At 40.3% G+C, this 14,273-nt stretch carries 8 protein-coding genes; 3 read left to right on the top strand and 5 right to left on the bottom strand.

Features of this window, described 5'->3' with window-relative positions; all coding sequences use genetic code 11:
* Positions 1-96: 96 nt before the first annotated feature.
* From FHS10_RS22270 to FHS10_RS22255, 4 genes are all read right to left on the bottom strand, one after another.
* Positions 97-1,677 (bottom strand): SusD/RagB family nutrient-binding outer membrane lipoprotein, encoded by a 1,581-nt coding sequence (locus FHS10_RS22270; protein ID WP_259095189.1) that lies wholly within the window; start codon positions 1,675-1,677, stop codon positions 97-99.
* Between the two features lie 4 nt (positions 1,678-1,681).
* Positions 1,682-5,038 (bottom strand): SusC/RagA family TonB-linked outer membrane protein, encoded by a 3,357-nt coding sequence (locus FHS10_RS22265; RefSeq protein ID WP_259095187.1) that lies wholly within the window; start codon positions 5,036-5,038, stop codon positions 1,682-1,684.
* A gap of 244 nt (positions 5,039-5,282) precedes the next feature.
* Positions 5,283-6,383 (bottom strand): FecR family protein, encoded by a 1,101-nt coding sequence (locus FHS10_RS22260; protein WP_259095183.1) that lies wholly within the window; start codon positions 6,381-6,383, stop codon positions 5,283-5,285.
* A gap of 90 nt (positions 6,384-6,473) precedes the next feature.
* Positions 6,474-7,094, bottom strand: coding sequence for an RNA polymerase sigma-70 factor (locus FHS10_RS22255; RefSeq protein ID WP_259095180.1), 621 nt, complete (start codon positions 7,092-7,094; stop codon positions 6,474-6,476).
* Between the two features lie 452 nt (positions 7,095-7,546).
* Between FHS10_RS22255 and FHS10_RS22250 the strand changes: the two genes are divergently transcribed.
* Genes FHS10_RS22250 through FHS10_RS22240 form a run of 3 tightly spaced genes read left to right on the top strand, consistent with a single transcriptional unit; the run spans position 7,547 to position 13,272 of the window.
* Positions 7,547-8,986 (top strand): alpha-L-fucosidase, encoded by a 1,440-nt coding sequence (locus FHS10_RS22250; protein WP_259095178.1) that lies wholly within the window; start codon positions 7,547-7,549, stop codon positions 8,984-8,986.
* A gap of 37 nt (positions 8,987-9,023) precedes the next feature.
* Positions 9,024-11,699: a glycoside hydrolase family 2 protein gene (locus FHS10_RS22245; RefSeq protein WP_259095176.1), complete on the top strand. Its 2,676-nt coding sequence runs from the start codon at positions 9,024-9,026 to the stop codon at positions 11,697-11,699.
* A 4-nt stretch (positions 11,700-11,703) separates the two neighbouring features.
* The gene (locus FHS10_RS22240) at positions 11,704-13,272 is read left to right on the top strand and encodes an FG-GAP repeat domain-containing protein (protein ID WP_259095174.1); all 1,569 of its coding nucleotides are present in this window, start codon (positions 11,704-11,706) and stop codon (positions 13,270-13,272) included.
* Between the two features lie 62 nt (positions 13,273-13,334).
* Here the strand turns inward: FHS10_RS22240 and FHS10_RS22235 are convergent, their stop codons facing one another.
* Positions 13,335-14,237, bottom strand: coding sequence for a PepSY-like domain-containing protein (locus FHS10_RS22235; RefSeq protein WP_259095171.1), 903 nt, complete (start codon positions 14,235-14,237; stop codon positions 13,335-13,337).
* Positions 14,238-14,273: the final 36 nt, after the last annotated feature.

Genomic DNA, 14,273 nt, shown 5'->3' with positions numbered 1-14,273 from the left:
TGATCGGGGGCACGCAGTTTTAAAAACAAATTTTATAAAGGTGATAAAACTAACAAGGAGACAATATTGTCTCCTTGTTAGTTAATAAAGTAAGTATTATTTATCCCAATAAACCCGGGTAGCAAAATTATCTGCACCCTGACGCGTAACAGCAGCGGCATAATTTGTGCCGTTTGTTTGTATAAGCGTGGTAGGATAAGGCATTCTGCGTGGAACCTGGCCTGTTATGAACTGGCCAGTATAGGTAATTGGTGTTAATACAGGATACCCAGATCTTCTCCAGTTAGCAAATGTCTCGTTGAAATCGAATGTGGTTGAAGTAGCCACATAATACTCCATGTTAATTTGCTCTAAAGCGGTTGCTGCCACTAAAGGATGGGCTGCAACATAAGTAGTGATATCACCGGCGTTTACAGTAGCTGCCGCACTTGGGTTATATTGTGCAAGTGTAGCCATATCTGCCGTTAACGCGGCGGCATAATGTGTAGCCGCAACACCTGTGTTCCAACCTCTTGTAGCCGCTTCAGCTAACAATAATTCAGATTCGCCATATGTGTAAATGAAGTTAGCACTTATCCTGTCTGCATAAACAAACAGGCGCGGGCGGGAATATTTGCCCAACGGTGCAGGAGCATCCGTAGCCGATGCTGCAGGAGTTGCACCCGGGTAACCAGGGGCGCTGGCAATAGTACCTGTAGTATAGCCATTTGGCATACCAATTTGCAAACTTGCTGTAGTGATACCAGCTTTAGTGCGGTCTTCATTAGCGGCACGACCGTTACCATCAGTTATTTCAGCAATAGCCGAAATACGTGGGTCGTTAGTGGTTTTCATAAAATCAATTATGGTTTTTCCCCAACGAACTTCTCTGAAGTCATCAGTAACCAGTAAAGCATCAGAGTTGCTGCTGGTATTGCCGTTAGCATCTGTCATCACTTTAGCGTTATCTGCAATGGCAGACATGGTACCGCCGGCGTAAGCTTTTTCTGCATAAGTTTTGGCAGTAGCCGCATCAACTTTTGTTAAACGCATAGCTGCCTTTAACATTAAAGAGTACCCTAAACGTTTCCATTGAGGAATGTTACCACCGTAGAATAAATCAGCTGTTGGAGTTGCTTTTGATGCATCAAGCGCAGCAGTTGCCTGCTCAAGCTGGGTAAGTATTGCGGTATATATATCCTTTTGTGTGTCAAACACTGGTGAAAATACTCCGCTTTTAGCCTGGCCTTCCTGTGAATAAGGTACATCTCCGTATAAATCTGTTATACGTTGTATAAACATCGCACGTAAAATAGTACCACAAGCGTCAAGGTTGGCATATTCTGCCTTACCCTTCACCAGGCTTTTCATTTCGTCAACCAATGTAAGGGCACTGTATCCTCTGTTCCATGTGCGGTTGTAGTAACCTGTACCTCCGCCGCCAAAAACATACTTATCGCCATTGCTATAATAGCTGAACGTTGATGATAGTGACTGCATCCACATACTTTGGAAAAGCAACTGATCATAGCCGGTTTGTGAAAAAGTCATTTGCGCCTGCGACATGAAATAGTTTGGATCGATAAGCGTGGCCGTTGTTTTATCTGGTTGTGTGTTTATCTGTTCGAAATTTTTGGTACAGCTTACCATTAACGTAGCGCCCGCTAACAGGAAGTTAAAAATATATCGTTTTTTCATCTGTTTAGTTTTTGAATTTAAAGTTTAAGTTTAAACCATAAGTCCTGGCGAAAGGCAAACTGGCACCTTCTATACCTGCATATTTTGGATCGGCAGAGAAACCAGATTCAGGATCAATGTTGTTGGTATGTTTCATAATAGTCCAAAGATTACGACCAACTGCTGATACACCAATACTACTAAATGGTGTGCCCCTTAGGAAAGAAGAGTTGAAGGTATAACCAAAAGTTATCTGACGTAACTTAATAAAACTACCGTCTAAAACAGATACTGCACCAACATTGGTGGCTAAGGCCTGGTAGTAAGTTTGAGCTTGTGCATTTACTGTATTGGCTGTTCCTGCCGGGTTAACACCTATTCCAACTACACCTGTTTCACGGCCCGCAAGGGTAAGTTTATTCAAACCTCTGAAAATGCTGGCATTCTCAGTTGCTGAAAGTACTTTGTTACCAAAACGATAATCAACAAGGAAACCTAAATTAAATTGTTTGAAGTTGAACGTGTTGTTTAAACCACCATAAATTTTAGGAATGGTTGATCCCATTGGTTTTAAATCGCCACGTTGTGGAAGCCCAGAGGCATCATACATAATATTACCCGAAGCATCGCGCTTGTAGTCTGTAGCTAAAATCTGCGGGCCGGCTAAACCTACAACAAGTGCTGTAACCGCTATTCCTGAACTCGCCGCGGGGCGGAAGGTACCAAAGCCAATGTTATTATTGGTTATACCATCAGTTTGCAGAATTTTGTTTTTTACATAAGTAAAGTTGAATGAAGGAGTCCAGCTGAAACCTGATTTTTTAACCGGGGTTCCATGAACTTCAATCTCTACACCACGGTTTTGGGTAGAACCGGTGCCGATGTAGCGGTTAGTGTACCCGGTAGACCAATCCAGGTTACCATTGATGATTTCGTTATTTGTTTTACGAGAAAACACGGTAGCATCAAAACCAAACCTATCACCCCAGAATTTCATTTCTAAACCTGCTTCAATTTCTTTTAAAGTAAATGGTTTTAAAAATAAGTTAGGTAACTGGCTGCTGAAACCCGCCGCTGGTGTACCATTGATTGAGTTGTTTAGGCTGTAATAAACTGTGTTGGAATAAGCAGTCGCATCGTTACTGGTTTGTGCAAATGATAACCTTACTTTACCTAAATCCACACCATTCATGTGATATAGCTCAGAGAAGATAAAGCTACCAGAAACCGATGGCGAGAATATACCAGGACCAATAGCTTTTGAAATGGTGCTATAGTAATCATAACGACCGGTAGTGCTTAATACTAAGAAGTTTTTGATTGAAAAATCTGCTGAGTAGTAAGCTGAGTTAACTTGTTTTTTGCTTGCCGGATCAATCTGCGGACCTGAATCACGAGTTTTAAAGTTTGTTAAACTATAGAAATAAGGAATGATAAATCCGTTTTGGCCATTAATAAATGTACCTGTTAATTCGCTTTTACGGATGTTACCGCCAATAGACAAATCTAAGTTTAAAAGGTCTTCTACAAGAGAATGTTTAGCGTTAACCAAAACGTCGGTATTAAACTCCTTAATATGCGTTTGGGTGGTGTTCATGGTGCCGTTATCATTACGATAAGCTGTACCAGTAGGCTCAATGTTTACCCTGCTGTCATTGCTGTCATCATAACCCATACGTCCTTGCAGGTAAATCCAGTTAGTAATGTCATATTTAGCAGATATTGCAGAAATCAAACGAGTTCTGCTAACGTTGCTAATGAAATTATAGGCAGCAAAATATGGGTTAGTTACATAGCTGTCATCAGTAAATGTCAACTCTTTACCGTTAGCAGTTGTACCGGGTGCTAAAGTAGCCTGATCCTGGTTTGGTGCTAAAAATTGTACGTTGTTAGGGTTACCCGGGCCATCGCTTAAGCTCGATCTGTTTTTAGAGTTTTCTATTACATAGTTGGCTACAACGTTAACATTTAATTTTTTATTTATCTGTTCGCTGCCATTGAAGTTAAAAGTTTTTCTATCAAGGTAGCTATTTGGCACCATTGAATTAGCGCGCAGGTCAGAAGCTGACAAACGGAAGGCACCTGTTTCGTTACCACCTGTAAATGATGCTGTATTGGTAAAGCTTGGAGCTGTACGGTAAAAATCAATGTAATTACTTACCGGCGAATATTTATGCATTTTACCATCAATTTGCATAACATCAGATCCATCCATCTTAGTACCCCACGCAAGGTTACCTGATGCACGTGCTAAATCAAGTGTTGTAGGTTTTGCAGCCACACCTGTTGTTGGATCCAGTATACCCTGACCGTATACTTGTTGAAAATCAGTGTTATCCACCGGTTTATCAAATTGTATGTTGGTGTTAAACTCAACACCAAACGGAGAATTTTTTTTGCCCGTTTTGGTGGTGATCAAAATAACACCGTTTGCAGCACGTGAACCGTAAAGTGCAGAAGCGGACTGACCTTTAAGCACAGTCATTGATTCAATATCATCGGGGTTGATGTTAGAGATACCATCGCCATAATCGGCACCACCCCATTCGCCAGATGAACCGCGTTGTGTGTTATCCATTGGTACACCATTGATAACATACAGCGGACTGCTTGCAGTAAAGCTGGTTAAGCCACGTAATAATACCCTTGCAGATGAACCCGGGCCACCGTTTGAAGCACCAACGCTTAAACCGGCAACACGCCCCTGTAATGATAAGGCAACGTTACTTTCTTTTGCTTTATTTAAAGCATCGCCGTTAACTGTTGTTACCGAGTAGCCCAATTTTTTCTGTTCCTTACTGATACCCAATGCAGTTACAACAACTTCGTTTAAGCTTTTAGAAGCTACCACAAGTTTTACAGTAATGTCGGTTTTACCCGCAACTGAAACTTCTTGATTTTCAAACCCTAAAAATGAGAAAACAAGTACCGCGTTATCGGGAGCATTAATGGAGAAATTACCATTTGCATCTGTAGTGGTACCTGTAGAAGTACCTTTGATTCTTACAGACACGCCCGGGGCAGGCGTACCCTTTTCATCTAACACCTTACCTTTAACAACTGCGGCTGCTACCAAGGTTTCATTTTTGCCGGTAATTACTATCAGGTTGTTTTCAAGTTGAGTGTAAGTGAAATCGGTATTTGCCAACACTTTGTTCAATACCGAAGTAACATCTTCGTTTTGAACACTCAGTGTTATCTTTTGGGTCGACGGGATTTTACGTTCGCTGAAAACAAAATGATAGTTAGTCTGCTTTTGTATAGCAGAGATAACTTTCTTGAAATCAGCGGATTTCATATTAAAGGTGACTTTTTGTTGTGAGTACACCTTCGCCATGGTTTGCAGGCTAAAGAATACCGTTAAAATAAATGTCAATTTCATTATTATTATGGACTTAAATAGCCAATAGTTATCTCTTACACCCTTTGGGTGTTTAAAATATTTCATACTTTTACTTAATTAAAGGTGACTTGATTAAATGGCAATGTTCTGTTCGAGAGAGCATTGCGTGATTAACTAACAGATCTTCATCTTCGCGGGAGTTGCCACACTGGTAATTCCCGTTTTGTTTTTGGGTATGTAAAGCTTTCTTTATGTCATAGGCTTATTTAATAGCTGCGTTAGGTTAATAAATATATACGGTTTCGTTTTTGTACTTATATGAAAATGACTCTACGAGTTGCAAAGCACCAAGTGCCTGTGTAATGCTTTCTCTTTCAAAAACTCCCGTAAAGTGATAGTCTCTTACTGCCGGGTTTTTAAACTTTATCTTAACACCATACCAGCGCTCCATTTTGTTAGCTATCTCGGTAAAGTCCTCGTCTTTAAATATAAGCCTGTTGTTTACCCATGAAGTTTCAACAATGGTAGTATCGTTTGACCGCAGGTAAGTAAGGTTGGTTAAAGCATAGCTTGTTTTAGCACTATCAGGCGTTTGAGCTACCAGGTGTCTGTTTATAGTATGCCTTTTAAAAGTTGAACTTTTTAAAATAAGCTTTTCGTTGGGTTTTAGGATAATCCTGTCTGATGGCCTGTCGGCCAGGGTTACTTCAATCGCACCTCTTATCAACGTGGTTTCACTGGCAATGTCATTTTTGTATGATTTTACATTGAACGCTGTGCCTAAAACCCTGATGCTCATATTGCCGGCATGTACTATAAAAGGATGCAGGTGATCTTTGGCCACATCAAAAAAGGCTTCGCCGTTTAGGTAAACTTCACGTGTTGCTCCTTTAAAAGATGGCGGATATTTCAAAGTTGTTTCTGAATTTAAAGTAACAATTGATCCATCGCTTAAATAGATCTTGGATTTTACCCTGCTCGGCGTTTTTTTTTGCTGCAGATCGGCAATCTCATTTTTTTTTGAATTGCTGTTTATAAAGTAGTAGCCTGCAAATAAACTTAAACCAATTACAAAAAGTGCGGCTACGGCTGGCCATAAAACAGTAATACGATGACGTTTGAAAAAAGCAGGTTTTATTTCTGCCGATGCTTGTGCTGTTTCATCGCTTTGCGGAACTTCAATTTTACTCCTGATGCGTTGAAACATCATATCAGTATTTGAATATTGTTCTTCGTTTTTAATCCAGTAAGCTTTAAAGAAAGTATTTTGCTGTCTGCAATCCTCATCGTTTGCAATCAAAAAATTGAATTCCTCCAATTCCTGTGCATCGATCTCATCTGAGAGTTTTTTTGTAAGCAGTTCAATAAATCTTTCCGTAACCATTTATAAGCGTAAATAGAGCTTGTTTTTAGTTAGGACAATATTTTTTTTAAAATTGCCTACAACCTTTGAAAAAAAATTTAAAAAGAATGTTTATAACAACGGAAGCCCTATAGTCTGTTGACCAGAAGATGCCTTTTCGGCCGATTTTGAAGTTAATTGATGAGCAGACAGGATGATGCTCAATTTCTTCATCGCTCTAAAAAGCTGGGTTTGTACGGTACGTGGTGAGATATTTAAAATTTCGGCAACCTCTTTGTATTTCATACCATCTTCTTTAATGAGTTTAAAGATGATACAGGCTTGCTGAGGGAGTGAAGCGACAGCTTTATCCAATAAAAAATGAAGTTCTTTACGCTCCATTTCCTTTTCGGGATCAAATGTATTTACAAATTCTACTTCGTCTGAAGCTTCTATTTGTACAAGATGGATATTGGAGAATTTTTTTAGGTAATTGAAAGATTGATTTTTGACAGCTACAAAAAGGTAGGTTTCCAGATTAGCGATTTCAGTAAGATTTTTGCGCGATTCCCAGCACTTAATAAATACATCTGATACAATTTCTTCGGCTGCCTCTTTCTGGCGGATGTAAAACACGCAAAACTTAATGAGCCGGGTATTTAATGTGTGGAAAAGCATTTCAAATGCCTTGATATCATCATTAAAACATACCTGCATCCATAAATCCGAAGTGTCAGTTTTAGAAATTTTCAATAGCTTTTAATTAAGTGTCGCCAAAACAATAATATAATGCAATGTAACAATTTGATAACAAAAAGAAACATTTATTTTAAAGTTGTCAACTTTTTAATCGAAATTTAATGCTTCTCAAAATTTATTTACTTAGTGTGTAGGCAAATTGCCAATAAAAGTTGTCATTAGAGTGTTTGTGACGGTATTTAACGGCTTTTAAAGTGTAGTGTGGACATTTTTAATGCCATTATTGCATATAATTATACCAAAATAATTGAATTTGTTCATTTGGTGAATAAATTCAATTGTGAATCTATTAATGTATTGTATACACTAAGTATCTCTATTTATGAAAATTTATCGATATTATTTTCAATATTTTATCTTTTGCTTGCCGAAAATTACCTGAAATTAACACCAATACGTCTTTTGGACACAATAGTTTAAAAAATCGAACTCTAAAAAATATATAAATGAAAAAACTACCGTTTTTTTTGGCTTGTATCTTACTCGCAGGTAAAATAGCTGCTCAGGAACATAATATGTCTAAAGATTATGTTGTGCCTAATGATTCTTTGGTTCAAAAGAATCTGCATAAATGGCAAGGACTTAAATTTGGCTTATTTATGCACTGGGGTACCTACAGCCAATGGGGAGTAGTTGAAAGTTGGAGCATTTGCCCCGAGGATGAGGGATGGACACAACGTCGCGGACCTTACGGGGCCGACTATTATGGTTATAAAAAAGCGTATGAAAACTTACAAACTACCTTTAATCCTACAAAGTTTAGCCCAGAAAAATGGGTGGCCGCCGCAAAGTATGCCGGGATGAAGTATGTGGTATTTACAACTAAGCATCACGACGGTTTTACCATGTTTGATACCAAACAATCGGATTATAAAATTACCAGCCCTAAAACACCATTTTCAACCAATCCGCGAAGCAATGTGGCTAAGGAGGTTTTCAGCGCGTTTAGTAAAGAGAATTTTATGATTGGAGCCTATTTTTCAAAACCCGATTGGCATAACGAGAATTACTGGTGGCCATATTTTCCGCCAAAGGATAGAAATGTGAATTACGATCCGGCAAAATATCCTGAGCGCTGGCAAAAATTTAAAGATTTTACTTTTAACCAGATCCAGGAATTAATGACCGGTTATGGTAAGGTAGATATCTTATGGCTCGATGGCGGATGGGTAAGGCCTAAAAATACAATAGATGCCAGCGTTGACTGGCAAAAAACTATCCCGTATGATCAGGATATAGATATGACCAAAATAGCAACCGCCGCCAGGGTAAAACAACCGGGGCTTATCGTAGTAGATCGTACTGTTGCCGGCCAATATGAAAATTATACTACGCCAGAGCAACAAGTACCCGATGCGCCGCTTGATCACCCCTGGGAAAGTTGTATTACCATGGGCAATTCCTGGAGCTATGTTCCCGGCGATCACTATAAATCGGCAAACGAGATCGTAACCTTATTGGTAAAGATCGTTTCGCGGGGCGGTAACCTGTTAATGAATATTGGGCCCGGCCCAGATGGTGACTGGGATCCGGTAGCTTACAATCGCCTTAAGCAAATTGGCGATTGGATCAAGATCAATGGTGAAGGTATCTATAACTCAGAAGCCATAGCGCCTTATTCTGAAGGAAATACCTATTATACCAAAGTGGGCAAAAGCGTTTACGCATTTGTTTTGGCAGCAAAAGATAAAGATGCTGTAGTTTTGCCGGCTACGATATCACTCCATTTAAAAGATCAGGGTAAGGTGAAAAAAATAACGCTGCTGGGTATCAATCAAAAAATAAAATATACGGTAGTGCAAGGTGTAATTAATATAAATATACCTGCATCTTTACAAACGCAAAACGGCTTAAACCAAGCCGCGGTATTTAAAATTCAGTATTGATCATTTACACACATATACCATCTACAAAATAATCGCAATGTCCTTAAGATCATTATTTAGTTCTTACAAAATCAAAACGTTTTTTACGTTCGTCCTTCTTTTATCTGTTAGAAGCCTATCTGCGCAAAGCAGTTATGAGTTAAACTCAGGCTGGAAATGCGCGCCGATTGGCAGCGTTAAGGATAATGGTGCTATTCTTTCTACCACAGCTTTTAATACAGGTAGCTGGATGCCTGCAATCGTACCTGGTACAGTGTTAACCACATTGTTAAACAATCAAAAAATTCCAGATCCTTTCTGGGGAATGAATAACGAGCGCATTGCCGACATTTATAAAACTGGCTCCAACTATTATACCTATTGGTTCACCAAAGATTTTAAAGAATTGCCAACCCAAAATGGCGGGCAGGTTTACTTGAACTTTCGTGGCGTAAATTATAGCTGTGATATTTACTTAAACGGCCATAAACTGAATAAAACCATTCAAAAAGGCATGTTCTTACGCTTTAGCTATAATATAACTCCATTTTTAGCTAAAAACGGCGATAACCGTTTGGCCGTATTAGTACATCCGCCAGATGTTGTGGGTAACCCTAATGGAGGCCAGGGTGGTGATGGTACCATTGCACGTAATGTCGGTCTGCAGTACACCGCCGGCTGGGATTGGATTCAGCCGATGCGCGACCGCAACACCGGCATCTGGGATAAGGTAACCATTCAAAAAACAGGCGCTGTCCGTATCACGGATGAGCACATAGTAACAGTGGTGTCCGGCGTAAGACTGCCAGAAGGTGCCCAACAGCCTGCTATTATTAAGGTATCAGCTTCTTTAAGCAACCCAACCGCTGCCGCCGTTACAGGATTGTTAAGCTTTGAGTTGGATGGCAAAACCATTTCAAAAAGTGTAAGCCTTAAAGCAAATTCAATAGCCGACGTAAGCTTTAATGATTACAGTCTACTTAATCCTAAACTGTGGTGGCCAAATGGTTACGGGCCGCAAAACCTGTACAATTTTAAACTGAAGTTTGCTGTAAATGGAAAATCGGTTTCAGATCAGCAGGTGCTTAAAATAGGAGTGAGGCAGCTTACGAGTGATTATAACGAACATACCGGCAGCCGTCAAACTTATGTAAACGGACAAAAGATATTTATTAAAGGCGGTAACTGGGTAATTTCTGACGCCATGTTGCGCCTTTCAGATACGCGTTACGATGCCGAGGTACGCTACCATCGCGATATGAACCTGAACCTTATCAGGGTTTGGGGCGGTGCTATGATTGAAAGACCAGAGTTTTTTGAGGCCTGCGATAAATATGGCATCCTGGTATTCCAGGACCTTTGGGGATCTGGTGATTGTAACGGTCGCTGGCAGGACCCGCAGAAGTTTGACGACCAGTGGACCCGTCGTAAATACCCGGATGACCACGGTTTGTTCCTGCGCTCGGCAATTGATCAAATTAAAATGGTACGCAACTATGCCTCATTGGCTATTTGGTGCGGCGGTAATGAAATTACCCCGCCCGAAGATATCCTTACCGCTTTGCGTGATACCATTTTACCTAAATTAGATAACACCCGCTGGTTTGTTGATTATTCAAACTCGGATAGCATGTCGCATAATGAATTGGGCGGTAATGGCGATGGCCCTTATGGTATTCAGCCGCTATCGGTGTTTTGGGAGCATAAAACCTATCCCTTCAATTCCGAAGTCGGCTCAGTTGGTGTTGGCGATTACGAATCATTAAAAAGATTTATCCCTACTGCCAATATGGTGCCACCTGTTTATGACGAGGATACCCACAAATCAAAGGTGGATAGCGTTTGGGATTATCATAAATATATTGGGTATGATACCAGCATTAACAAATATGGCAAAGCCAAAAATGCGGCGGATTTTGCTTTAAAAGCGCAGTTGGTAAACTATGATCAATATCGCGGATTGGCCGAAGGTTTTACCTCGCACATGTGGGATTGGTATACCGGTTTCATTATCTGGAAAACCCAAAACCCATGGACTGCCATGCGCGGGCAGATGTATGACTACTATCTTGATCCCAATGCCTGCTTATACGGATTGCACAACGGCAGCGCGCCATTTCATATTATGTATAATCCTATTAATGGCATGGTGATGGTAGCCAACAATACGTTTAAAGCCCGCCGCAGCATGATGATGGTGGTTAAAACTTATGATATGGAAGGCAACGAAAAACTACTTACCCAGGTTTTTGCTGATATTAACGCTACAACCGTAAAAAAATACTTTTCGATAAAAGAAACCATTGATAAAGCTGCCGCTAAAGAGGGCGTTTTTCTTTCTCTGCAACTGCTGGATGAAAACAAAAAAGTGATCACCGATAACACTTACTGGATCCCTGATAGTAAAGGTGCTTTTTCCGGTCTGCAAAAAATGAAAACAGAAGATTTAACTGCAAGTGCAAGGTTCATAAAACCGGGCAAGGTAGAAGTTACGTTAGTTAATAAGGAACATAATCCGCTGGCATTTTTTAACCGGGTTTCGTTGATGGATGCCGATACCAAAACCAGGATATTGCCTGCATTTTATAGCGATAACTATGTTACTATTTTACCAGGTGAAGAAAAGAAGGTGATCATTGATTATAATCTGCCTACCGGTCAAAAGAAACTGGTTGTAGGTATTGATGGTTGGAACGGTCCTTTAACAAACCGCGTAATAACTATTGAACCATAATTTAATGAAATTCAGGACGATCATTTTTACATCGCTTTTTGTTTTAACCTTACTGATCGTCCTGAATTCTTTTATTGTCAAAAGCGCTGTAACTACAGCAAAGTCGTTAAAAACAGATGACGGCGGCAAAGCCCTATTTACAGTATATTGCGCCAGTTGCCACATGTTGCCCGATCCTGCAAGTTTAACCAAACAGGTTTGGAGTTTACATGTACTGCCTATTATGGCGGCCCGTATGGGCATCATTTATCCAAATTACGATCCTTTGCGTGGCTTATCGCCAGAGGAGCGGGCCATCGTTAAAAAAAATAACATCATACCCGAAAGCCCGGTGTTAACGCAGGACGAGTGGGATAAATTAACCAACTATATCATCAGCCTTGCACCCGATACCGTTGTTGAGGACGAAAGCAGACTAACCCGCAATAGTTTGCTAACCCAGTTTAAACGGGAAGATATACAGGTAAGTGCCGAAGGGCCATCTATGATCACAGGGCTGGAGTTTGATGATCAAACCAAAACCCTTTGGATAGGTAACTATTTTAAAGAAGTACTCACCTGGAAATATAATATTGGTGTAACCAAAACCATTCAAACCCAAAGCCCGGTGGTCGATTTCAATTTTTATAAAGGCGGCACCTATTTTACCGAAATTGGTAAACTATATCCTACCGAGCTAAGTTTAGGATCATATGTAAATTATAAGGATAGCACCAGTACAACGCTGCTTGAGCCCTTACATCGCCCTGTACATACCGAAATTGAAGATCTGAACAATGATGGCGTCCCCGAGATTATCGTATGCAATTTCGGCAATAAAACAGGTGGCTTATCGCTGTTTAAAAAAGACAAAGCCGGGAAATACACCGAAGATGTTTTACTACCGCTTGCCGGTGCCATTAAGTGTTATGTAAAGGATATGGACGGCGATGGCAAAAAAGATATCGTAGCCATGTTCTCCCAGGGCGATGAAAGCGTTTATGTTTTTTACCAGAAAGATAACCTCAAATTCAAAGCGAAAAGGGTGTTGCGTTTCCCACCTAACTATGGTACTACCGATATGACGCTGGTTGACTATAATCATGATGGGTTAACCGATATTATTACCGCGCACGGTGATAATGCCGATTATTCACAAATACTAAAACCCTACCACGGTATCAGGATCAACATAAACCAGGGGAACGGAATCTTTAAAGAACGTTTCTTTTACCCGATGTATGGGGTAACGCGCGTAGTAGCTGAGGATTTTGATAAAGACGGCGATGTTGACCTGGCCTGTAGTGCTTTCTTTCCCGATTTTGGTAAATTAATTGATGAATCTTTTGTATATCTTGAAAATACTGATCAAAACAAATTCATCTTTAAACCTTATATCCTCAAAAGCGATATCCCAATAAAATCCCTGACCTTAGAAGCTGCCGATATTGATGGTGATGGCGATATGGATATTATAGCCGGTAACTTTGCCCAAAGCCCAGGTGCGGTGCCAAAAGAGTTGGATGATAAATGGAAAAATGCCAAATATGGTATCTCCATATTTCTAAACCAGCTTTATCAGCCTAAAAAGTAAGCACAAAAAAACCGGCATCTACCTAAAGACAACCGGTTTTACTATATATTACTCGAAGAATTTTAATGAACAGCGAAGGCTTTTACAAAAGTCCCCGTGGCATCAAATACCACTACGTATTTGGTGTTATTTGATGAAATTAACACATCGTAACCTTTTACAACGCCGGCTACACTGTGTGAAAACGCCTTGTCAAATACATAACCCGGATAGGTTGTGGTTAAGTAAGTAGTAATTGCCGTTGGCAAGCTTGCTTCTGTAATGGCAGTATGTTTACCAACGTGTAAATCAATTTGGGTACGTTTTATTAAGGTACCGTTTGCCTTTATTGCAGTTGCAAACAAACCATTATTTTTGCTGATAAGCACATAAGCGCTATCTGGTGTTATTGATGCGTGCAGCAAGGTATCGGTAGGGTAAGTGGTTTTAAAATAGCTGCTCACAGCTGTTGGCAATGCCGATATAGCTATGGTATCCCGGTGCAGGCCATCCCTGTTATCAAAAGGACCACCATGGTGCCAGCCTGGTCCGCTGCCAAGGTCATGGCCATCTCTTTGCTCCAAAGCGCTAACAAAAACGCCTGCAGCTGTAAATTTCAGACCGATTAATGCGCTGTTATATTTTATAACAACGATGTAGTTAACAATGGCTTTTGAGCTATCTAAAATAGTGAAAGCCTTTTTAAAAGTATAACCGCTGTAATTTGCGGTTAAATAGGTGCCTATAGCCGTTGGTAGCGTGCTGAATGCAACGCTATCCGGCTGTTGGTGTTTGCCATAGCAGCCAACTATGTAAATAGTGTCTGTTGTGCTGCCCGATGCCAGGCTGATTGCCAACGCGCCGCTTGCATTAACGGTTGATGTGGTGCTGGATGTTGATTTAGTTCCGCTTTCTTTTTTGCATGATGCTAAAGCAATCATTGCTACCAGCATCAACAACCATGGATAAGTAAGTTTCATTTTCATCTGAATTTAATTTTGATTAATAATTAGCGCCCGTTT

It is taken from the genome of Mucilaginibacter dorajii (assembly GCF_024808255.1).
Classification (GTDB): Bacteria; Bacteroidota; Bacteroidia; order Sphingobacteriales; family Sphingobacteriaceae; genus Mucilaginibacter; species Mucilaginibacter dorajii.
This window is presented reverse-complemented; position numbering and strand designations above follow the sequence as displayed.

Bases quoted from the DNA above. Each gene is read 5' to 3' on its own strand.
- FHS10_RS22250 (WP_259095178.1), top strand. From the start codon at position 7,547: ATGAAAAAACTACCGTTTTTTTTGGCTTGTATCTTACTCGCAGGTAAA.
- FHS10_RS22235 (WP_259095171.1), bottom strand. From the start codon at position 14,237: ATGAAAATGAAACTTACTTATCCATGGTTGTTGATGCTGGTAGCAATG.
- FHS10_RS22245 (WP_259095176.1), top strand. From the start codon at position 9,024: ATGTCCTTAAGATCATTATTTAGTTCTTACAAAATCAAAACGTTTTTT.
- FHS10_RS22240 (WP_259095174.1), top strand. From the start codon at position 11,704: ATGAAATTCAGGACGATCATTTTTACATCGCTTTTTGTTTTAACCTTA.
- FHS10_RS22265 (WP_259095187.1), bottom strand. From the start codon at position 5,038: ATGAAATTGACATTTATTTTAACGGTATTCTTTAGCCTGCAAACCATG.
- FHS10_RS22270 (WP_259095189.1), bottom strand. From the start codon at position 1,677: ATGAAAAAACGATATATTTTTAACTTCCTGTTAGCGGGCGCTACGTTA.
- FHS10_RS22260 (WP_259095183.1), bottom strand. From the start codon at position 6,383: ATGGTTACGGAAAGATTTATTGAACTGCTTACAAAAAAACTCTCAGAT.